The organism is Pseudomonas sp. NFPP07 (assembly GCF_900115645.1).
GTDB lineage: Bacteria > Pseudomonadota > Gammaproteobacteria > Pseudomonadales > Pseudomonadaceae > Aquipseudomonas > Aquipseudomonas chlororaphis.
Map to the genome: position 1 here is coordinate 33,954 of NZ_FOXG01000002.1, position 20,646 is coordinate 54,599.

Consider the following 20,646-nt stretch of genomic DNA (forward strand, 5'->3'; position numbering starts at 1 on the left):
CGGGACCGCAACAGACACAAGAAAAAGACCGTGACGACATGCCAGAACCTACCTTGTTGAACAATGAAATCCGCGACTGGCTGATGGACTGCGGATTGTTCGATCAGCTCTTGCCGGCCGACTTCAATGCCGCCGCCGGTTACTTCAGCATCAGCAGCATCGCCCAGGGCCAGGAGATCTTCCGCGAAGGCGATGCCGGCAGCTTCATGTGCATCATCCATTCCGGCCAGGTGGCGGTGCAGAAGACCAACAGCGAAGGCGTGCGCGTGACCATCGCCACCCTGCGCAGCGGTCGGGCCTTTGGTGAGATGGCGGTGCTCGATGGCGAGCGGCGTTCGGCCAGTTGCGTGGCCGCCAGCGATTGCCGGTTGCTCAACCTGGGCAAGGACTCGCTGGAGAAAATGCTCAACGACGCGCCGAAGATCGCCGCCAAGATCATCCGCGCCCTCGCCGTGTCACTGTCCAGGCGCCTGCGCATGGCCGACGGGCAACTGCTGTCGCAACAGGTCTAGCTACCCGGGGTCCTGGTTTTCGTCTCGTTCTGCTGCAACCCTGGCAAGGTCTGGTCCTTCGGCGGCTTGGGCATGTCGATCGGCGGCAGCAAGGGCGCACCGCCATGGGCCGTGGCCTTGGGGGTGCTGGGGGGCGTGACCTGCGGATAAGGGGTCGGGGTCGCGGTGCCGGGCGAGCCGGCGGCGGGGGCCGGAGTCACGGGCACCGCCTGCAGTTCCTCGGCGTGCACGGCGCTCATCGCGAGCGCCGCACTTAGCAAGAGCGCTGCGCGGGCAATGACCGTTAGAATAGTGCGCTTCATCAATGGCTCCATCGCTATTGTCAGCCCTCAGGCTACTCCCAACCGGGGCGGTTTGCCTTCCTCATTGAGACCCTCATGAAACGTTTCGTTCTGCTGGACACCACCCCAATTCCCGAAAATGGCGGTGCCTTGTGCCTGTTCGAATACGGCGAGGATTTTGTCATCAAGATCCAGGGCGGCGACGGCGGGCAATTGATGAACACGCGCATGCACGGCTCCGAAGACGCCCTGGCGGAAATTCCCTGCCGCAAGGTCGCCGGGCGGCCGAATTCGCGGGTGCTGATCGGCGGCCTGGGGATGGGCTTCACCCTCGCCTCGGCCCTCAAGCACCTGGGCAAGAATGCCGAAGTGGTGGTCGCCGAACTGGTGCCGGGGGTGGTCGAATGGAACCGCGGGCCGCTGGGGGAGAAATCCGGCCGGCCGTTGCTCGACCCGCGCACGGTGATCCGCCTGGAAGACGTGGCCAAGGTGCTGCAGGCCGAACCCCAGGGATTCGACGCGATCATGCTCGACGTCGACAACGGCCCCGAAGGCCTGACCCAGAGGGCCAACAGCTGGCTGTACTCCGCCGCCGGGCTGGCGGCCTGCGCCCGGGCCCTGCGGCCCAAGGGCGTGCTGGCCGTGTGGTCGGCCAGCGCCGACAAGCAATACTCCGACAAGCTGCGCAAGGCCGGCTTCAAGGCCGAAGAAGTGCAAGTCTTCGCCCACGGCAACAAGGGCACCCGCCACACCATCTGGATTGCCGAGAAGCTCAAGGCCTGAGCTAAACTGGGCTCATTACCGTCATTAGTCTTTGCCTAAAGGTGAACCCATGAGTTCGACCAACACTTCCAAGCTCGACCGCATCCTCGCCGACGCCCAGCGCGACCGCGAGATGGGCTACCGCGACAAGGCCCTGAAGATGTACCCGCACGTCTGTGGACGCTGCGCCCGCGAGTTCTCCGGCAAGCGCCTGAGCGAGCTGACCGTGCACCACCGCGACCACAACCACGACAACAACCCACAGGACGGTTCCAACTGGGAACTGCTGTGCCTGTACTGCCACGACAACGAACACTCGCGCTACACCGACCAACAGTACTTCGGCGAAGGCTCCCTGAGCACGCCGAAAGTCGCCAAGGCCACCCACAACCCCTTCGCCGCGCTGGCGGGGTTGATGAAGAAAGACGACGAATAACGTCCTCACGGCTGTTTTGTCCGCTCCTTTCTTTCGCGAGCAAGCTCGCTCCTACAGCTCTTGCGTACCTCTGTAGAAGCGAGCTTGCTTGCGCTGGCGTCGGCCGGGACGCCGCTATCCACGAGCCTCACGCCCCTCGTCCAATCCCCGTATAATCGCGATTTTTCTCGAAGGCACCCCGCTCGTGGCAAACAAAAGGTACAGCTGCATTGGTTTGTATAACCCCAAGTCGCCGGAGAACGTCGGTTCGGTGATGCGCGCCGCCGGTTGCTATGGCGTCGCGTCGGTGTTCTACACCGGCAAGCGCTATGAACGGGCCCGCGACTTCGTCACCGACACCAAGAAGGTCCACCAGGACATCCCGCTGATCGGTATCGACGACCTGAAGAAGATCCTGCCCCTGGGCTGCGTGCCGGTGGCGGTGGAACTGGTGGAAGGCGCCCGCTCACTGCCGGAATACACTCACCCGGATCGCGCGCTGTACATCTTCGGCCCGGAAGACGGCTCCCTGGACAAGGACATCCGCGACTGGTGCGAAGACGTGGTCTACATCCCGACCACCGGCTGCATGAACCTTGCCGCCACCGTCAACGTGGTGCTCTACGACCGCCTGGCCAAGGGCAACAACACCCGCTCCGGCCCCAAGTTTTGAACGCTGTTTTGAGCCCTGCTTCGAGTTCGCCGCACATTCGATGGAACAAGCGCCGCGCCAGTGCAGTCAGCTTTATATCCATCCCTCCTGGAGACAGATCATGAGCGACAGCAAACAACTGGAACCCATCGCAACCACCCCTTTCCAGAGCCCGGCGGAGCAGAACGTACAAGGCTGGGAGCGCATCGGCTCGCTGGCCGGCGGCGTGGTCATGGTCGGCAAGGGCCTGCGCCGTGGCGGTGTGTTCGGCCTGATCCAGGTGGCCATCGGCGGGGTCGCCCTGGCCCGTGGCATCACCGGCCACAGCTCGGCGAAAAGCCTGCTGGAGAAGAGCCGCCAGGATATGAATAACGTACGGGCGAAGATCGAGCGTGCCGGCGCGGAGCTGAAAACCCTCAAGGCCAATGCCGAGGCGGCCACCCGTACCGCGACCGTAACCGGCAACGATTCGTTGAAATCGCCCAAGGCCGGGGTTTGATCGGCGGCCTCGAACGCCGCGTTGAATGAACCGGCGCTATCGCGAGCAAGCTCGCTCCTACAGGGGATTGCGCAAAACCTGTAGGAGCGAGCTCGCTCGCGATGACCGCAAAGCGGTCGACTCCACTAGCGCAACAAATCGCTGTCGAGCACCTTCGACGAGCCGTCCAGCACGCTCTCGCTGAGCTGGATGAACTCTTTGGTGCTGACACGCTCCAGACGCATCACCGCCCGGGTCACGTCATCCAGCGAACGCTTGTTGCGGGTCTTCAGGCGGATCTCCCGATCCAGTTCCTGCAACAGCAGCACCGCCCTGGCCACCACCGGCGCGTCCACCTGCTCGCCGCGCAGGCTGCTGACGCCGTGGCCGCTCTTGGCCAACCGAGTTTCCAGGGCCTGGTAACGCTCGTCACTCATGCCGCCGGCGCGGCGCATCAATTCGATGGCGTAGTATTCCGCCAGGCCCTCGCCGATCCAGTCGCTGCGCTCGCTGTCATTGATCCGGGCAAAGACCTGGATCACTTCGCGCAACAGCGGACTGGTGCCGCTCTCGCTGACCAGCGGCAGGCGGCTGTGCAAGAACAGCGAATCGTGCCCGGCCAGGCTGCCGCGCCACATCGGGTCGGCCGCGCCGACGATCAGCAACTTGGTTGGATGACGGGGAAAGGTCGCCTGGATCTGCGGCCAGACGAAGGTCAGCAGGGTCAGCACATCCATGCGCCGCATGCCCTGCCCTTGTGGCGAGGCCACCGTGACCTCGGTTTCCCCCAGCCGGGTACGGCGGCTGCCCAGGGCACCGGCCAGCATCCAGCCGGTGGGCCGGTCGAACAGGCGCGCGGGATTATCGATACGGAAACGGTTCTTGCCGATCCGCGGCCAGGCGGTTTCCACGCTTTTCCAGCCCGCGGGCAACTCGAATTCCAGGCGCGACACCAGTTCGATGCCGTCCTGCTGGTCGAGTTTCGCCGCCGGCACCAGCATATCGCCACGCAACAAGGCCCAATGCGGGGTCATGCGGCTGTCGAAGCTGTCTTTCTTCAGGTTGTGGCTGATGCGCACCCGGTAGCTGAGGCTGGCCTTGCCGCCGGCCGGGCGCCATACGCCGCGCTGTACCGCGGGAGGCTTGGCCGCGCCGGACTGCCATTGGCCGTCGGCCTTGAAGTCGCTGTAATCGCCATGCGTGCCCAGGTCGAAATCCAGGCTGCGCACCGCCGCGCCGTCCGCCAGGGTCAGGCGCACCTCGGCCTGGTCGCTCTGCGGCAACAGGCGCACGTGGTAATCCAGATCGACTTTTTTCGCCGCCCACCCCGGCGCACTGAGCACCAGCAGCCAGCCGGCCAGCGCCAGCCTTGCCCCCACAGCCATACACACTCCTTCGTGAAACAACCTTGAACGCGAGCGCGGCGTACCTTCAGCCGGCGCGGAAAATCAGATGATCTTCCCAGTCCTCTTCGGCCACGCTGCCTTCGGCGAGCATGCGTCCGGATTGGGAAATACGCTCATGGTGCACCGCGTCGCGGTCACCGCACACCAGATGGTGCCAGAGCGGCAGATCCTTGCCCTCGCTGACCAGGCGATAACCGCAGGTCGGCGGCAGCCATTTGAACTCATCAGCCTTGCCCGGGGTGAGCTGGATGCAATCCGGCACCGAGGCGCGGCGGTTGGCGTAGTCGCTGCACTGGCAGGTCTTCAGGTCCAGCAGTTTGCAGGCGATGCGGGTGTAGTAGACGCTGTTGTCTTCTTCATCCTCGAGCTTCTGCAGGCAGCACAGGCCACAACCGTCGCACAACGACTCCCACTCCTCCTGATCGAGTTGTTCGAGGGTTTTGCGGATCCAGAAGGGTTCAACTTTGGCGGCCATGGCTCAGGTAATCGGTATCGGACAGGGAAAAGGCCGCCAGTCTAGTGCCCAAGGCCCCGCGGGCCAAGCGCTGGCGACTGTCGGTAAGGCACTACTTGTCAGGCCGCATGCCGCGCAGTAGCTTTGCCTGTCGCAAAGCCCTATGTCCGCGTGCCATTAACGCTCGACCGCGTCGCACCGGTGAATCGCCCAGGGCCAGGAAAAAACCCCATTGCCCAGTTCAACTGCGCTCGCCGGTTTATCCACCTTTCATTCTCAAACGTAGCCAGGAATCTCTGTCATGAGCGCCAATCCCCGCGTTGCCGAGTACGCCATCCACCCGCAGTTCACCGAGCGCTGGTCGCCGCGCGCCTTCACCGGCGAGGCTATTCCCGAGGAAACCCTGCTGAGCTTCTTCGAAGCCGCACGCTGGGCGCCGTCGGCCTACAACTCGCAGCCGTGGCGCTTTCTTTATGCGCGCCGCGACACGCCGAACTGGGAACGTTTCCTCGGCCTGCTCAACGAGTTCAACCGTGGCTGGGCGCAGCACGCCTCGGCCCTGGTGATCGTGATCTCGAAAACCACCTTCACCGCGCCTGGCGCCAGCGAGGAAAGCCCGGCCCTGTGGCACACCTTCGACACCGGTTCGGCCTGGGGCCACCTGGCGCTGCAAGCCAGCATCAGCGGCTGGCACACCCACGGCATGGCCGGGTTCGACCAGGAGCTGACCCGCAAGGAGCTGAAGATTCCAGAAGGTTATGCCCTGCATGCCGCCGTGGCCGTCGGCAAGCTGGGTGACAAGGCGAGCCTCGCCGAATACCTGCAGGCCCGCGAAGAGCCAAGCCCGCGTCGCCCGCTGAGCGAAACCGCGGCCGAAGGTGATTTCAGCCTGTAAACCTGCTGCAATCCCTGTAGCCGCTGCCGCAGGCTGCGATAAGGTCCGAAGGGCCTTCCGAGGCCCTCAAGAGCACGTCTCCTTCGGAGCCGATCGCAGCCTGCGGCAGCGGCTACAGGGTCCACGCAAAAGGCGGCATCAGCCCCCCTCTGCGCAGCGCCTCAATACCCCCGGGTGAAATCCACTTCACCACGCAACGCCGTGTCGGCCTGATAGGCCCGCAGGTTGTCGATGAACAGCTGCGCCATCAGGGTCGGCGAGGTCGGCGCCGAGCTGTGCCCGGTCAGCAGCAGGCCCCAGGCAGTCCAGAACGGGTGGCGTTGCGGCAACGGTTCCTGACGGCAGACGTCGATCACCGCCCCCGCCAGATGCCCTTCCTTCAAGGCTTCCACCAGATCCGCATCGACCACCGCGACCCCGCGACCGACGTTGATGAACAGGCCGGTCGGCTTGAAACGCTTGAACAGCGCCGCGTCGTACAGGTCATGGGTGTGTGGGGTGTTGGGCAGCAGGTTGACCACATAATCCACTTCGCCCACCAGGCGTCCCAGCTCCGCCAACGCCGCCACTTCGACAAACGGCGTCTGCTCCCGGGCTTCGCTGGCGATGCCGTACAGCTCGACGCCGAATGGCAGCAGGAACTGCGCCACGCTCTGGCCGATATCGCCCGCGCCGACGATCAGCACCTTGCGCCCGGCCAGGCTCTGGCCCGTGCGGTTATCCCACTTGCGCTCGACCTGGCTGACCAGGCGCGCGAGGACTTCGCGCTCGTGACCGAGCATGTAGGTGAGCACGTATTCGGCCATGACCTGGCCGAAGATCCCCACGGCGCGGGTCAGCCGGTAATGGCGTGGCAGGCCGTCGGCGAGCAGCGGCGTGATACCGGCCCAGGTCGATTGCAGCCACTGCGGCTGGTGGCCCTGGCGCAACAGGGTGGCCAGCAGGTCCGGCTGGCCGAGCCAGACCGGGCAGTCCGCGGCCAGCTTCGACAATTCGGCGGAATCGCCGCTGGTGAGCACTTCCAGGTCAGGTGCCAGCTGACGCAACAAACGGGCATAAATAGCGTGATCGTGTTCGGCAATCAGAACGCGCATGGTTCAAACCTTACAAAACGGTGCAGGCAGCCACCGACGGAGTATCGCTCCATCGATCGCGGCAGCCGCCAGATAGAATCAGTTCCATTTTCAACGATGCCCCGGACAGGGCCTCTACAGGTGTCCGTCAGACCGGATCATTACGGCGCAGCAGCTCTTCGGGCAAGTGCTCGATGTACTCGTCCTCGGCCGGTGGCATCTGCAGGTGGTAACCCTGCTTCTCAAGGTTTTCCAGCACCTGGTGGATGTCCTCGCGCGACAGCTTGCGCTCCGGGCTCAGCACCAGGTCGAAGGCGTGCTGCGGCTTGCCGAACGCCGCCAGCAGGTTTTCCGGCACGCGCTCCAGGGCATCGCTCTTGAGCACGTAGAGGTACATCTCGTTCTTGCGCGGGCTTTTGTAGATCGAGCAGATACGTTTCATGGCTGTTCTCCGGCGGTGGCCAGGCTGTCGAGCAGCGCCTGGCCCATCAATTCGCGGCGCCAGCCACGCAGCGAATCGGGCAATTGGTAGGGTCCGTTGGGGAAGCCGCTCTTGAGCAGGCTTTCCAGGGTTTTCTTGCGCAGCATCAGTTCCGGGGCGATGCCCAGGCGCTCGGCCTCGGCCTGGCCCACGGCGCGCAGGCGCTTGAGCAGAGCCGAGGCTTCCATCGGCAACGGCTCAGGGACGGCCGGCGGCCACTGGTCGGGGCCGACGCTGGCGGCACGCTTGATCAGGCCCAGCAGGAACTCGCCGTCCTGACGCACGGTGCGCGGGTGCATGTCTTCGATTTTCGCCAGGGCGCCGAGGTTGTCCGGCTGGCTCTTGGCCAACGGCCACAGCGAGTGCTCGCGCACGATCCGGTTGCGCGGCAGATCCCGTGCCCGTGCCTCACGCTCGCGCCAGGCGCAGAGTTCACGCAGCACCGCCAGTTGCGCGCGGGACAGTTTCCAGGCCAGCTTGGCGTCGCGGTAGACCTCATAGGGATCGACTTCGCGGCGCAGGTTGGCCACCAGCTCGGCGCCGTCTTCCAGCACCCAGTTGTATTTGTCCTCGGACAGTTTCGGCCGCAGCCGGGTGAACACCTCGGCCAGGTGCACAGCGTCTTCGGCGGCGTAGCTGACCTGGGTTTCCGACAGCGGACGCTGCAGCCAGTCGGAGCGGGTCTCGCCCTTGGGCAACTCGATGCCCAGCACTTCCTGGACCAGCCGCGAGTAGCCCATGGAGAAACCCAGGTTCAGGTAGGCGGCCGCCAGTTGCGTGTCGAACAACGGTGTCGGCAGGCTGCCGGTCAGGCGCAGCAGGACTTCGAGGTCCTCGCTGCAGGCGTGCACCACCTTGACCACCGCGCTGTTCTCCAGCAAGGCCGCCAGCGGCTGCCAGTCGTCGATGGTCAAGGGGTCGATGAGGTAAGCGCGCTGGCCATCGCCGACCTGCAACAGGCCGGCGATCGGATAGAAGGTGTCGACCCGCATGAATTCGGTGTCGAGGGCGACGAATGGCAGCTTCTGCCACTCGGTGCAGAATTGACCGAGGCTATCGTTGTCGCGAATCCAGTGAATATCGATGGCCACACGGCTCTCCCTTGAAGAATGGCGCGCAGTATATATCGCCCTTGGCGATTTCTGAGCATTCACTCGACAAGAGCCTGCGCGAAATCGGCGCCCGGGCCACAAGAATAGTCCGAACGCCGTCGGCTACCCCTGTTTGCGCAGAACGTAAACCCGCCAGGCGGCACAGCCGGGAATGAAATCCTGGTGGCTGAGCACTTCGAACCCCGCGTCCTTGAACTCGGCCTCGACCCGCGCCCGGCTGACGTCCATGCGTGGAGCACGCTGCAATTTCAGGGTGTCGTTGCCCTCCAGCCGGTCGCGCATGACTTTCAAGCGACTGTCGATGCGCACCGCGAGGATCACCGAGTCGCGACTGACCCGATGGAATTCGCCCAGCAACGCCAGGCGCGCCTCGCTGCTGGCGACATGGGGGAACAGTTGCAGGCAGACGATGCAGTCCACCGCGTTGGCCGACAGGCCGATGCTGAACGACGAACTCTGGAAAGTCCTGACCCGCCTGAGCAGGCTCGCCGGGTGGTGGGTCTGGGCGTGGTTGAGCATGTCCTGGGACGGGTCCGCCGCCAGGATCACCCGATTACTGTGCTCGCCCAGCACCGGCCAGAAACGCCCCGCGCCGCACGCAAGATCGAGAATCAGCCCCGGCTCGCCCGCCACCTTCAATGCGCGGCGAACCAGCCACTCGTCGCGCCACAACGACAGGCGCCGCCCCAGCCCGAGCGGGCGCTCGTCGCCACAGACGCGCGCGTGCGCCTGGTCATAACGCCTGGCGAACTCGAGCTCGAGGGGGGATGGAGGGTGCGCGGACATGGATCTGCTGGCTCTTGTAAGTCTTGGATGAAAAACAGGTTACCGCCCCGATCGTGAAAAAAAGGTCGAACGCCGATCACGGCTTCATTGCCGCGCCAGCACGCCGTCGACCACGCTGCCCCGGCAGCCGGCGAACAGATCCAGGTCGGGCTGGTAGACCCGGCTGTCGACCTCCAGCAGACCGAGCATCGAGTGGAACAGGTTGTCCTGGCTCAGCGGTTTTTCCCGGCTCAGTTGCAGGCAATGGGTGTCCACCGAGAAGGCCTTCTGATAGCTGTCCGAGAACCAGGCCAGCATCGCCACGTGTTTCTGCTGCGACGGCGCGAGCATGTAGGGCGTGCCATGCAGGAACAGGTTGTATTCGCCCAGGGACTCGCCGTGGTCCGACAGGTAGAGCATGGCGGTATCGACCTTGTCCTGGTTGCTGCGCAACAGGTCGATCAGGGTCGCCAGCACGTGGTCGGTGTACAGCAGCGTATTGTCGTAGCCGTTGACAATGCTCTCGCGGCTGCAATTGTTCAGGGCGTTGCTCTGGCACACCGGGGTGAAGCGCTCGTATTGCTTGGGGTAGCGCTTGAAGTATTCCGGCCCGTGGCTACCCATCTGGTGCAGGACCAGCACGGTGTCCTTGTCCAGGGTATCGATGAAATGCTGCAGGCCCTGGAGCAGGATCTCGTCGCGGCATTCGCTGTTGGCACAGAGCGCCGGGTCCTTGAGTTTGCTGACGTCATCGAGGGTCACCCGGTCGCAGGTGCCCTTGCAGCCGGACTGGTTGTCCCGCCAGATCACCTCGAGCCCGGCGCGCTTGAGCACGTCCAGCAGCCCTTCCTCGTTCTTCGCCTTGCTGGCGTCGTAGTTCTTGCGCCCCATGTTGGAGAACATGCAGGGCACCGAGACCGCGGTCTCGGTGCCGCAGGACGACACATCGGTAAAGGCGATCAGGCCGTTTTCCTGGCTGAGTTTCGGCGTGGTGTCGCGCTCGTAGCCCAGCACGCCGAAGTTCTCGGCCCGGGCACTTTCGCCGACCACCAGCACCGTCAGCGACTTGCGCGCGTGGTTTTGCCAGGTCGGATTGCGCTGGGCATCTTCACCGATCTTGACGAAGGGCTGGCGCGCCGAGACCACTTGCTCACGCAGATAACCAAAGGAAGCGCCCACGTAGTTGCTCGGCACTATCATCAGGCGCAATTCATGGTGATTGCGAAACAGCGAGGCCAGCCCCTGATAGTTGGCCAGGGCGACCCCGCCAATGGCCGCCGCGCATATAACGGAAACCAGCAACTTGCTCAATAACTCGCGGTGCCAGCGACGATAATTGATCGGGGTTTTCCACAATAACCAGGAAGGCAATACACCCAGCAACAGAATATAAACAAGCAACTTCAGCGAGAGTAAATCACGCACTTCCGTTGCATTGGTTTCGGCGAAGTTGCGAAACATTCCGGCATCTATCAGCACTCCGTACTGGCTCATGAAATAAGCCACGCCGGCACTGACCATAAACAATAAAACCAGCACCGGCTTAAGTACCCGGCGAAATGCCAGCCAAGTCAGGATAAGGTTGAACGCACAGAAGATCATCACCCCGAAAGCCACGCGCATGGCGATACCACGGGCGTCCGAGGCGGTAATGCTAAACAGGTGCTGCCAGAGCACAAAGTTGCAGCCAAGCAATAAAAAGGCGCAGGCAATCAACGTCACCCATTCGGGACGCAGGGGCTTGATGTTCAGCATGATGATCGGCGTGTTCCTTGAAAGAAGTGCGTCGTCAACATGCCCGTTATTCAATGACTGCCCACGACAGCACGAACTTTAGGTAGCCGACCATCAACGTTTCGTGAAAAAGAAGCCAACAAATAGTTGGCATGGCCCTTTGCCAAAACTTTTTCGGCGAAAACAATCCGCAGCGCCCAGGCAAGCGATGCGCCTTGCCCCGTTCGAGCCCGGCGCAAATAATGAGCCGCCCTCGGCCACTCCCTCGTCATCAAGGATCGACCGCATGAAAGCACGCCTTCTGCTCTGCTCGCTGCTGACCCTCAGCGCCCCGGCCTTTGCCGCGCCAAGCACCTCGCACCTGGACCAGGTCATCGAACGCGGCCACCTGAACGTCTGCACCACCGGCGACTACAAGCCCTACACCTACCTGCGCACAGACGGTGCCTACGAAGGCATCGATATTTCGATGGCGCAGTCCCTGGCGCAAAGCCTGGGGGTCGAGGTGAAGTGGGTGAAGACCACCTGGAAAACCCTGATGCCGGACTTCCTGGCAAACCAGTGCGACATCGCCGTGGGCGGTATTTCCGTGTCCCTGGAGCGACAGAAGAAAGCCTTCTTCAGCGACACCCTGGGCGTCGACGGGAAAATCCCCCTGGTACGGTGCGCCGACAAGCAGCGCTACCAGACCGTCGAGCAGATCAACCAGCCTTCGGTGCGCCTGATCGAACCGCCGGGAGGCACCAACGAAGTCTTCGCCCGGGCCCACCTGCCCAAGGCCAGCCTGACCCTGTTCGCCGACAACGTGACCATCTTCGAGCAACTGCTGGAGAACAAGGCCGACGTGATGATCACCGACGCTTCCGAAGCGCGCTTCCAGCAGAAACTCAAGCCGGGGCTGTGCGCGGTGAACCCCGAGCAGTACCTGCAATACAGTGAAAAAGCCTTCCTGTTGCCACGGGACGACGTCGCCTGGAAAAGCTACGTCGACCAGTGGCTGCACCTGAGCAAGGCCACCGGTTTCTACAGCGGCGTGGTCAATCAGTGGCTGGCGGCGCCCACGCCCTGAGCCGTCAGCCGCTCGCAACAAGCAGCCGTCAGCAGCTCGCGAAAAGCCTGGCACGCGGCGCTGCGATAGGCGCCCTTGCGTCCCAGCAGCGCCACGCTGCGGGGCGCCAGGGGCGGTTGCAGGATCACCGGCCTCAAGCCCGGCTGCTCCTGGGTAATGGCCAGCGGCAGGATGGTCGCCAGTTGCCCACGGCGGACGATTTCGACAATAGCGCCGATGGAGTTGGCTTCGATGGCGATGCGCGGCGTCATGCCCTGCTCGCGGCAATAACGGTCGATATGCTGGCGGGTGGCGAAATCGCCGCTGAGCAGCACCAGCGGCTGCCGCGCAAGCGCAGCCGCCGTCAGTTCCCGCGGTAGCTCGGGCTGCTGCGCGCGGCTGACCATCAGGCTCAGGCTCTCCTCGAACAACAGCTGGCTGTCGATGTCCGGCAGGTGCTGCCCGGCAAAGGCAATGCCCAGGTCCAGGCGGTCTTCAGCCAGGGCCGCTTCCAGTCGGTCCTGGGTCATCTCTTCGAGGCTCAGGGCGATCCCCGGATACCGCTGGTTGAAACGGGTCAGCAGCGGCCCCGCCAGGTACGTGATGAAGGTCGGGGTCATGCCCAGGCGTAACGAGCCGCGCTGCAGATCCTGCACGTCATGCATGGCGCGCCTGGCCGCCTCCAGGTCCTGCAGGGCCAGCCGCGCATAACGCACATAGACCTCGCCGGCGTCGGTCAGGCGCACGGTGCGCCCCGAGCGGTCGAACAGCGGAGCGCCGAGGCTGTCCTCCAGTTGCCTGATCTGTTGCGACAGCGTCGGCTGCGACACGTGCAAGGCTTCGGCGGCGCGGGTGAAGTTGCCGTGCTCGGCGACGGCCAGCAGGTAACGGATATGACGTAGCAGCATGGTGTCTCCAGGCCAGGACCGCCAACTATAGGCAGTACTTATGGCCAGCATAACAAGCCGGTCTTGGACGCTATAGCTGAAATTTTCCATCCTTGCGCCATCAGCGATGCAAGGAGAACCACCATGCAGCACATCATCGACGGCTTTCTCAAGTTCCAGCGCGAAGCCTTTCCGAAACGCAGCGAGCTGTTCAAGCAACTGGCCACCACCCAGAACCCCGGCACCCTGTTCGTCACCTGCTCCGACAGCCGGGTAGTGCCGGAACTGCTGACCCAGCAGGAACCGGGCGATCTGTTCGTGATCCGCAACGCCGGCAATATCGTGCCCTCCTACGGGCCGGAACCGGGCGGTGTGTCGGCCACTGTGGAGTACGCGGTGGCCGTGCTCGGGGTCAGCGACATCGTGATCTGCGGGCATTCGGACTGCGGCGCCATGACCGCCATCTCCACCTGCAAATGCCTGGACCATCTGCCGGCCGTGGCCAACTGGCTGCGCCATGCCGAGTCGGCCAAGGTGGTCAATGCCGCCCGCAGCCATGCCTCGGACGCAGCCCGCCTGGATGCCCTGGTGCGGGAAAACGTGATCGCCCAGTTGGCTAACCTGAAGACCCATCCCGCGGTCGCCCTGGCCCTGGAACAGGGCCGGCTGAACCTGCATGGCTGGGTCTATGACATTGCCAGCGGCGCCATTGCCGCGCTGGATGGCCCGAGCCAGGACTTCGTGTCCCTGGCCGAACACCCCGACGCCTGTGCCTTGGTCGGTAAACCGCGACACGCGGCTTGAACGCTTCCTTTTCAACGACCCTTTTTCAACGACTCGTTCAACAACCGTTTCACCATCCCAACGAGGAACTCGACATGCTGCAATCCCAATTCGCCCAAGCCCCACGCCTGGCCCTGGCCGACACCATCATCGACGCCAAGGCGCGCAAGAACCTGTCGTGGCAACAGCTCACCGACGGCACCGGCCTGAGCCTGGCGTTCGTCACCGCCGCCCTGCTCGGCCAGCACGCCTTGCCGGCCGCCGCCGCCGACCTGGTCTGCAGCAAGCTCGACCTGGACCAGGACGCCAGCCACCTGCTGCAAAGCATCCCCTCGCGCGGCAGCATCCCCGGCGGCATCCCCACCGACCCGACCGTGTACCGTTTCTATGAAATGCTCCAGGTCTACGGTTCGACCCTCAAGGCGCTGGTCCACGAGCAGTTCGGCGACGGCATCATCAGCGCCATCAACTTCAAGCTCGACATCAAGAAAGTCGAAGACCCGGAAGGCGGTTCCCGCGCGGTGATCACCCTGGATGGCAAGTACCTGCCGACCAAGCCGTTCTGATCGCCCGAGGCCCGCGCACCGTCGCGGGCCCCTGTAGCCGCTGCCGCAGGCTGCGCTGGGCTGCGAAGCAGCCCCCAAACCTGCACACGCGGTCTGCCGGAAGCACCGCGTTGCCCGGTTCGCCAGTCCTGCGGCCTGGAGCGCAGCCTGCGGCAGCGGCTACAGGTGTTATTTGATTTTTAGATAGTCCTGCACACTTTCTGATTTGCCCCGGCCACGCCCCTCCCCGCCTAATCAACATCTGAATGGTTCAAGGTCTGGTTATGGAAAACGTTCGCGCGACAACCCGCCCCGTCTTCTGGCTGATGCTCAGCGTGACGCTGGTGGCCTTGAACCTGCGGCCGTCGATGGCCGCAGTCGGCCCGTTGCTGTCCGGGATTCGTGGCGATATCGCCCTGAGTTTCAGCGGCGCCGCGCTGCTGACCATGCTGCCGGTCATGGCCATGGGCCTGGCGATGTTCTTCGGCGTGCGCATCGGCCAGCACCTGGGCGACCACCGCAGCGTGGTGATTTCGCTGCTGGTCATTGGCCTTGCCACCCTGTCGCGGCTATTTCTCGATTCGGCCGCCGAACTGATCCTCAGTGCCGTGCTCGCCGGCCTCGGCATCGCCCTGATCCAATCGCTGATGCCGGCACTGATCAAGTCGCGCTTTCCCGACAATGTCTCGCTGTTCATGGGCCTGTACGTCACCTCGATCATGGGGGGAGCGGCGGTCGCGGCGTCCTTTGCCCCGCTGGTGATGACCCGCACCGGCAGCTGGCGGCTGGGCCTGGCGATCTGGGCGGCGCTGGCGGTCCTGGCGCTGCTGTTCTGGTACGCGCAACGGGCGGCCATGCCAAAACTGCCGGACGCCGCGACGCACCACGAATCCTTTGCAGGCAACCGCCGCGCCTGGCTGCTGGCGGTCTTCTTCGGCCTGGGCACGGCGTCCTACACCTGCGTCCTGGCGTGGCTGGCCCCCTACTACGTGGAGCAGGGTTGGAGCGAACAGGACGCCGGCCTGCTGCTGGGATTTCTCACCGCCATGGAAGTGGTCTCGGGCCTGGTGACGCCGGCCATCGCCAACCACAGCCAGGACCGCCGCCGGGTGCTGGTGGCCTTGCTGGTGCTGATCATCGCCGGCTTCTGCGGGCTGATCCTCAGCCCCCGGCACCTGAGCCTGCTCTGGCCGTGCCTGCTCGGCCTGGGTATCGGCGGATTGTTTCCCATGAGCCTGATCGTGTCCCTCGACCACCTGGACAATCCGCGGCGCGCCGGTGGCCTGACGGCCTTCGTGCAAGGTATCGGCTACCTGATCGCCGGCCTGTCGCCGCTGCTCGCCGGGATCATCCGCGACCGCCTGGGCAGTTTCGAATGGGCCTGGTGGTCGCTGACTGCGGTCATAGCGCTGATGATCCTGATGGTCCTGCGCTTCGATCCGCGGCACTACCACCGCCACTTCCAATGAACCGGGGAACGCTGCGATGAAACCCGTCAGCTTTCTCAACGCCCATCTCGGCATGCTGCTGTGGGCGGTGCTGATCGCCGCCTCGTTTTTTGCCGCGGCCCAGGTCGGCCAGGCCATCGACCCGCTCCTGCTGACCGGCCTGCGCCTGCTGTTGTCAGCCCTGATGTTCGTGCCGGCGCTGTGGCTCAACGGCGCGTTCCGGATCAGCCGCGCCGGGCTGCGGGCGCATGCCATGCTTGGGTTGCTGCTGGCGATCTACTTCGCTTCGCTGTTCGAGGCGCTGCGGCATACCTCGGCGGTCAATACCGGCATCCTGTTCGCCCTGGTACCGCTGCTGACCCTGCTGTTCGAGGGCCTCCTGCTGAGCGACAACCCTGGGAAAAACCGCCTGTTGCCGATGCTGCTGGCGGCCGCCGGGGCCACGCTGCTGACCTTCAGGGGCTCAGGGCCCGAGGGCATGCCGTCGTTCTACGCGGTCGGCGTGTATGGGGTCGGTTGCCTGGCCATGGCCTGTTATTCGCCGCTGAGCCAACGGCTGAAAACCACCAGCCTGAAAGATCGCAGCCCGGCCGCCATGACCTTCTGGAACATGCTGTTCGGCGCGCTGTTCCTGTTCGCCTTCTGCCTGCCGGGTGGTGGTTGGCGCAGCGCCATGCTGTTGACCCTCGACGACGGCCTGTGGCTGCTGTACCTGGCCTTGTTCGCCACCCTGGCGACTTTTTGGCTGCTCCACCGGGCCATCGGGGTGATCGCACCGGCCACGGTCATTTCCTACATCTACCTGAGCACCCTGTTCATCACCCTCTTCCACTGGTTCGGGCTGGGCCGGCATCCCTTGCCGAGCGAGCTGCTTGGCGCGCTGCTGGTAGGCCTGGGCATGCTCGCCCTGATCCTCGGCAGCCGCCGGCCAGTCCCGGTGCCCGGTTGAAGACGCAACACCAAGGGACAAGCCGCTACGCGCCGCGCCATACTGCACAGGTCGTGTTCTCGGAATTAATTGTCCCTTCGCTATCCGTGAAACCCCGGGGCAAGGATTCAATTAGGACGATCGTTCCGTTAGCATCAGGCAGGTTTGCGCACGACCGCGCGAGGTGCTCAACGAGACGGAACTGATGCTGAACAGTAACTTGCTTAGAAAGCTCGATATGCAGGACCTGATGGTGTTCGTCGCCGTGTACGAGCAAAGCAGCGTGACCGGGGTCTCGGAAACCCTGTGCGTGAGTCAGTCGACCGTCAGTTACTGCCTGAAAAAACTGCGCACCGGCTTCGAGGACGAGCTGTTCATCAATACCCGCACCGGCATGCGTCCGACCTACAAAGCCACCACCATGTACAGCCATGTGCTGAAGATTCTCGAGAGCATCAACCTGTGCCATTCCGGGGTCCAGGCTTTCGACCCGACCCGCCAGGCCGTCACCTTCAATGTCTGCGCGCCGGAATATTTCGAACTGCTGATCCTGCCGCGGCTGCTCAAGGGCTTCGACTTCGCCGACCTGCCGGTGTCGGTCAATGTGCACAAGCTGGAAACCGATATCCCCGCTGAGGAACTACGCGACGGCAGCCTGGACCTGGTGATCTGCTTCGGTCCGAACTTTCACCACAACCACCCCGACCTCAAGTCGCAGATGCTGCTCGAGGATGACCTGGTGTGTGTCTTCGACAAGCGCGCGACGCCGCCGCTGGAGCCGCGCTTCAGCCTGCAGTCGTTCGTCGAGCGTCGGCATGTCTACCCCACGCCCTGGACCTCGACCACCAACATGGTCGATGGCTGGCTGGCCCGCCAGGCCCACCGGCGGCAGATCGTCGCGCGCTCCAACAGCTACAGCGCGGCGCTGAAAATGATCACCGGCACCGACTTCATCCTGACCCTGCCGCGGCGCATCCAGGCGCTGCTGACCAACGACGCGGTGTTCAGCCATTGCGAAGCGCCCAACGGCCTGCCGGGCTTTACCCTGGACATGCAATGGAGCGCCCACACCGACCAGGACAGCGCCAACACCTGGTTCCGCGAGCAGGTGGTCAAGGTCTGCGCGCAGCAGGGCCTATTGTAGATTCAGGCCCTGCGGCATTCCGGTTCAGTGACCGATGCTGAGCTTGCCGTAGGAGTCGCGGTCGATATCCAGGATCTCCACCGCCAATTGCAACTCGACGCCAGCCGGCCATTCGCAGAGTTCCTGCAGCACCGCCAGCAGGCTTTGCGAAAGCTGCTTCTTGATCTCTGGCGAACGCCCGCTGAGCAACGACAGCTTCACATGCACGAACGCCCGCTCGCCGAGGCCGGTGCCGACGCGAAACGTCTCGACCTTGCGCGCGCGGCTCTTGATGTCGTATTCAGCGAACTGCCCGGATGCCACCAACGCGTTGTTGAACCGCAGCAAGGCCTTGTCGGCATCCAGTTGCGGCAGGTTGGCGGTGTATTCCATATGCAGATGAGGCATGGCAGAGCTCCCTGAAAGGTGGGGGTGAAAAGGCGCTCCATACTACACGCCCCGCGACCGCCTGCCTGAGTCCTCTACCAAGGGATAAGAGATTCAACGCGCCTTGAGCGGCGCCAGGTCGCGGTCGCTCATGAACGCCTCCAGCCGCGAACGCAGCCAGCGTTCGGCCGGGTCGGTGTCGACATGGCTGAGCCAGACCATGGACAGGTCCAGGGTCGGGGTCTTGAACGGAAACGGCTCCTGGAACAACTGCCCCGACGCCGCCATGGCCGCCGCCGTGTAGTCCGGCAGGCTGGCGATCATGTCGGTCCCCGCCAGCAACGCCGGCAGCGAACTGTACTGCGGCACCGACAGCACCACATGGCGCTGTCGGCCGATCTCGGCCAGCCATTCATCGGCAAAGCCGCTGACATTGGCCGTGTGCGACACCAGTACATGCGGACGGGAACAGTATTCGTCGAGGGTCAGCGGCGTGTCGCTGGCATCGGCGCGCAGCACGCTGGGCTGGATATGCCGCAGCAGCTTGCGCTTGGCATTGGCCGGCAGCCCGCGGGTCTGGCTGATGCCCACGGTGATGTCGCCGGCGGCCAGCAAGTCCGGGATCCGCCAGTAGTCCGCGTGCTGCACCACGAACACCACCTTCGGCGCTTCCTGGCGCAAGGTCCGCAGCAGTGGCGGCAACAGGCCGAACTCGACGTCGTCGGACAGGCCGATGCGAAAGGTCATGGTGCTGCTGGCGGGATCGAAATCGTGGGTCAGGCTCAGGGCCGAGGACAAGGCATCCAGCGCCGGCGACAGGTGCTGGATCAGCTCTTCGGCGCGAGCGGTCGGCTCCATCCTGTGGCCCACGCGAATGAACAGCGGATCGTTGAAGATCGCGCGCAAGCGATTGAGCGCCGAGCTGATGGTCGGCTGGCCGAGAAACAGCTTCTCCGCCGCCCGGGTCACATTGCGCTCGAGCATCAGGGTTTCGAACACCACCATCAGGTTGATATCGGCCTTGCGCAGTTCGTTGCGATTCATCCGTGTGCTCCATCCCCAGGTCGGAGCCCAGTGTAGAAAGGCCCCGCAACGGCGTCTATCGCCATCGAAGGGGTTTGGTTCAACCCTGAATGACTCAGGGGAAGGTAAAGGTGAACTCCGCCGCGCCATCGGCATCGCCGACCTTGACCTCGGCATCGCTGCCGGTGCGGATGTAGCCAGCCCGCAGCGGGATGATCGCGCTGTCGCCCACCCGTTGCATGTCGTAGAGGGTGCCGTCGTATTTGACCCGCTGCCCGTTCAGGTCGTTGATCATGATGATGCCGAAGCCCTTGGCGCTGTTGGGCGAAGCCGTCAGATTGAGCACCGACGGGTCGGTGTGGCCGGGCACTTTGTCGGTGAAGGTGATCTGCGGCCTGGCATTCAATGCGCACTGGCTCAGTTCGATGCGAAACGGTACCGGCGACGAGGTCGAACCCACCTTGGGAAAATTGGCCAGGGAGAAACGCCCGAGCCTCACCGGGATGGTCCTGTACGACTCCACCACACAGGTGTTGGGAACGATGATCCCGCCTCCCCCGCCCATATTGATGATGTCGGGGCCCATCAACGGGTAGGGTTTGCGGCAGATGCCGATGGGCATGTTGTCGTTCGGAATGGTGACCTCCCCTCCCAGGCTGGCCACATCCTTGAGCAGGTCGACCGCATACAGCATCAGCCCCGAGCTGCCGGCGACACGGTCGATCACCAGTTCGCCGCTGGGCAACTGGCTGGGGGGCACCGTGAGGATCAACGATTGCAGATAGTTGGTCACCATCAGCGAACGCTGGTTCTGGCCTGCGCTGGGGTCATAGATAACCCGGTTCTTTTCCAGCGCTACGGGCTTGGACACCTGGGTGATATTCCTGAGGACGCCGTCGGAGGAGTTCACCGCGATCTTGAAACCGATGCCGTCGATGTTGGTTGGGGCGATGGCATCGGGCAGCGGCGTACCCGCGGTCCAGTATCCGGCGGAGACCAGCTCATGGGCCTTGTTACCCGTATCCCCGCCATATCGGTAGTTGGTGATCAGGGCCACCGGTCGTTGCCACAGGACGGAGCCTACCGGCGTGGTGCTGGTCAACGGCGTCACTTCCACCCAGGGCCGGCCGGCACCGTTACTGAACGAGCAGTCGATCGCCTGGCTTTCCACCAAGGCGGCCTGGGCCGTCGCGCCGATCAAGCCCGGGAGCAGGCAAGCCAGTACCTGGGCACTGCGGTAGAACCGACGTACGTGGCCGGCGGGCCTGAACGCCAATAGATGGACCATGGGGCCATTCTCCATGCTCTGCTTGAGCCCGGCTGCGTTGGCCGGCCGGGTTTCGTTGCTCATGGAAGACCCGCATCGCGGGTCATCCTGAAAGAGGTGATGAATCCTGAAAAACCGATACGCCATGCCGCGGCATGGCGTATCGGGAACCCGCGATACCTGGGTA

At 63.9% G+C, this 20,646-nt stretch carries 24 protein-coding genes; 12 read left to right on the forward strand and 12 right to left on the reverse strand.

Annotation, left to right across the window (positions count from 1 at the left end; all coding sequences use genetic code 11):
- Positions 1-38: 38 nt before the first annotated feature.
- Complete coding sequence (locus tag BM019_RS05080) at positions 39-512, forward strand: cyclic nucleotide-binding domain-containing protein (RefSeq protein ID WP_007926904.1); 474 nt, start codon at positions 39-41, stop codon at positions 510-512.
- On the opposite strand, the gene BM019_RS05085 is transcribed toward BM019_RS05080, so the two are convergent.
- Positions 509-814 carry a hypothetical protein gene (locus BM019_RS05085; protein ID WP_009042619.1) on the reverse strand — a complete coding sequence of 102 codons (306 nt, stop codon included), beginning with the start codon at positions 812-814 and terminating at the stop codon, positions 509-511. The genes BM019_RS05080 and BM019_RS05085 overlap by 4 nt on opposite strands.
- A gap of 75 nt (positions 815-889) precedes the next feature.
- On the opposite strand from BM019_RS05085, the gene BM019_RS05090 reads away from it, so the two are divergent.
- The 4 genes from BM019_RS05090 (at position 890) to BM019_RS05105 (ending at position 3,121) form a co-directional block, all read left to right on the forward strand.
- Entirely contained in the window at positions 890-1,576 is a 687-nt protein-coding gene (locus BM019_RS05090) for a spermine/spermidine synthase domain-containing protein (protein WP_092417768.1), read from the forward strand.
- A 49-nt stretch (positions 1,577-1,625) separates the two neighbouring features.
- A complete protein-coding gene (locus tag BM019_RS05095) occupies positions 1,626-1,991 on the forward strand; it encodes a YajD family HNH nuclease (protein ID WP_007926907.1) in 366 nt (121 codons plus the stop codon).
- Between the two features lie 184 nt (positions 1,992-2,175).
- The gene (locus BM019_RS05100) at positions 2,176-2,643 is read left to right on the forward strand and encodes an RNA methyltransferase (protein ID WP_007926908.1); all 468 of its coding nucleotides are present in this window, start codon (positions 2,176-2,178) and stop codon (positions 2,641-2,643) included.
- A gap of 100 nt (positions 2,644-2,743) precedes the next feature.
- Positions 2,744-3,121, forward strand: a complete 378-nt coding sequence (locus BM019_RS05105; RefSeq protein WP_007926910.1) for a YgaP family membrane protein — start codon at positions 2,744-2,746, stop codon at positions 3,119-3,121.
- Between the two features lie 125 nt (positions 3,122-3,246).
- Here the strand turns inward: BM019_RS05105 and BM019_RS05110 are convergent, their stop codons facing one another.
- Positions 3,247-4,485 carry a hypothetical protein gene (locus BM019_RS05110; protein ID WP_092417769.1) on the reverse strand — a complete coding sequence of 413 codons (1,239 nt, stop codon included), beginning with the start codon at positions 4,483-4,485 and terminating at the stop codon, positions 3,247-3,249.
- 46 nt (positions 4,486-4,531) lie between these two features.
- Positions 4,532-4,981 carry a YcgN family cysteine cluster protein gene (locus BM019_RS05115; protein WP_007926912.1) on the reverse strand — a complete coding sequence of 150 codons (450 nt, stop codon included), beginning with the start codon at positions 4,979-4,981 and terminating at the stop codon, positions 4,532-4,534.
- Positions 4,982-5,261: 280 nt separating this feature from the next.
- On the opposite strand from BM019_RS05115, the gene BM019_RS05120 reads away from it, so the two are divergent.
- The gene (locus BM019_RS05120; RefSeq protein WP_092417770.1) at positions 5,262-5,855 is read left to right on the forward strand and encodes a nitroreductase family protein; all 594 of its coding nucleotides are present in this window, start codon (positions 5,262-5,264) and stop codon (positions 5,853-5,855) included.
- A 161-nt stretch (positions 5,856-6,016) separates the two neighbouring features.
- Here BM019_RS05120 and BM019_RS05125 read toward each other — a convergent pair whose 3' ends face one another.
- From BM019_RS05125 to BM019_RS05145, 5 genes are all read right to left on the reverse strand, one after another.
- On the reverse strand, positions 6,017-6,949 hold the full coding sequence (locus BM019_RS05125; RefSeq protein ID WP_009042614.1) for a D-2-hydroxyacid dehydrogenase: 933 nt from the start codon (positions 6,947-6,949) through the stop codon (positions 6,017-6,019).
- A 127-nt stretch (positions 6,950-7,076) separates the two neighbouring features.
- Positions 7,077-7,370: a YcgL domain-containing protein gene (locus BM019_RS05130; RefSeq protein WP_007926915.1), complete on the reverse strand. Its 294-nt coding sequence runs from the start codon at positions 7,368-7,370 to the stop codon at positions 7,077-7,079.
- Positions 7,367-8,500, reverse strand: a complete 1,134-nt coding sequence (rnd, locus tag BM019_RS05135; RefSeq protein ID WP_092417771.1) for a ribonuclease D — start codon at positions 8,498-8,500, stop codon at positions 7,367-7,369. Before rnd ends, BM019_RS05130 begins: the two co-directional genes overlap by 4 nt.
- A gap of 123 nt (positions 8,501-8,623) precedes the next feature.
- The gene (locus BM019_RS05140) at positions 8,624-9,307 is read right to left on the reverse strand and encodes a class I SAM-dependent methyltransferase (RefSeq protein WP_092417772.1); all 684 of its coding nucleotides are present in this window, start codon (positions 9,305-9,307) and stop codon (positions 8,624-8,626) included.
- An 84-nt stretch (positions 9,308-9,391) separates the two neighbouring features.
- On the reverse strand, positions 9,392-11,041 hold the full coding sequence (locus BM019_RS05145) for a phosphoethanolamine transferase (protein WP_092417773.1): 1,650 nt from the start codon (positions 11,039-11,041) through the stop codon (positions 9,392-9,394).
- Between the two features lie 265 nt (positions 11,042-11,306).
- Between BM019_RS05145 and BM019_RS05150 the strand changes: the two genes are divergently transcribed.
- Positions 11,307-12,089 carry a transporter substrate-binding domain-containing protein gene (locus BM019_RS05150; RefSeq protein WP_085530084.1) on the forward strand — a complete coding sequence of 261 codons (783 nt, stop codon included), beginning with the start codon at positions 11,307-11,309 and terminating at the stop codon, positions 12,087-12,089.
- Here the strand turns inward: BM019_RS05150 and cynR are convergent.
- Positions 12,062-12,976 carry a transcriptional regulator CynR gene (gene cynR, locus BM019_RS05155; RefSeq protein WP_092417774.1) on the reverse strand — a complete coding sequence of 305 codons (915 nt, stop codon included), beginning with the start codon at positions 12,974-12,976 and terminating at the stop codon, positions 12,062-12,064. The two genes, BM019_RS05150 and cynR, sit on opposite strands and share 28 nt — an antisense overlap.
- Positions 12,977-13,099: 123 nt before the next feature.
- Between cynR and BM019_RS05160 the strand changes: the two genes are divergently transcribed.
- The 5 genes from BM019_RS05160 (at position 13,100) to BM019_RS05180 (ending at position 17,803) form a co-directional block, all read left to right on the forward strand.
- A complete protein-coding gene (locus BM019_RS05160) occupies positions 13,100-13,759 on the forward strand; it encodes a carbonic anhydrase (RefSeq protein ID WP_092417775.1) in 660 nt (219 codons plus the stop codon).
- Between the two features lie 74 nt (positions 13,760-13,833).
- Positions 13,834-14,304: a cyanase gene (cynS, locus tag BM019_RS05165; protein WP_092417776.1), complete on the forward strand. Its 471-nt coding sequence runs from the start codon at positions 13,834-13,836 to the stop codon at positions 14,302-14,304.
- A 263-nt stretch (positions 14,305-14,567) separates the two neighbouring features.
- A complete protein-coding gene (locus BM019_RS05170) occupies positions 14,568-15,752 on the forward strand; it encodes a cyanate transporter (protein ID WP_092417777.1) in 1,185 nt (394 codons plus the stop codon).
- Positions 15,753-15,768: 16 nt separating this feature from the next.
- Positions 15,769-16,680, forward strand: a complete 912-nt coding sequence (locus tag BM019_RS05175) for a DMT family transporter (protein WP_092417778.1) — start codon at positions 15,769-15,771, stop codon at positions 16,678-16,680.
- A gap of 184 nt (positions 16,681-16,864) precedes the next feature.
- Positions 16,865-17,803 (forward strand): LysR family transcriptional regulator, encoded by a 939-nt coding sequence (locus BM019_RS05180; RefSeq protein WP_092417779.1) that lies wholly within the window; start codon positions 16,865-16,867, stop codon positions 17,801-17,803.
- A 24-nt stretch (positions 17,804-17,827) separates the two neighbouring features.
- Here the strand turns inward: BM019_RS05180 and BM019_RS05185 are convergent, their stop codons facing one another.
- From BM019_RS05185 to BM019_RS05195, 3 genes are all read right to left on the reverse strand, one after another.
- Positions 17,828-18,190: a 5-carboxymethyl-2-hydroxymuconate Delta-isomerase gene (locus BM019_RS05185; RefSeq protein WP_009042603.1), complete on the reverse strand. Its 363-nt coding sequence runs from the start codon at positions 18,188-18,190 to the stop codon at positions 17,828-17,830.
- 93 nt (positions 18,191-18,283) lie between these two features.
- On the reverse strand, positions 18,284-19,213 hold the full coding sequence (locus BM019_RS05190) for a LysR substrate-binding domain-containing protein (RefSeq protein ID WP_007928849.1): 930 nt from the start codon (positions 19,211-19,213) through the stop codon (positions 18,284-18,286).
- A 94-nt stretch (positions 19,214-19,307) separates the two neighbouring features.
- Positions 19,308-20,543 (reverse strand): fimbrial protein, encoded by a 1,236-nt coding sequence (locus tag BM019_RS05195; RefSeq protein ID WP_239691042.1) that lies wholly within the window; start codon positions 20,541-20,543, stop codon positions 19,308-19,310.
- Positions 20,544-20,646: the final 103 nt, after the last annotated feature.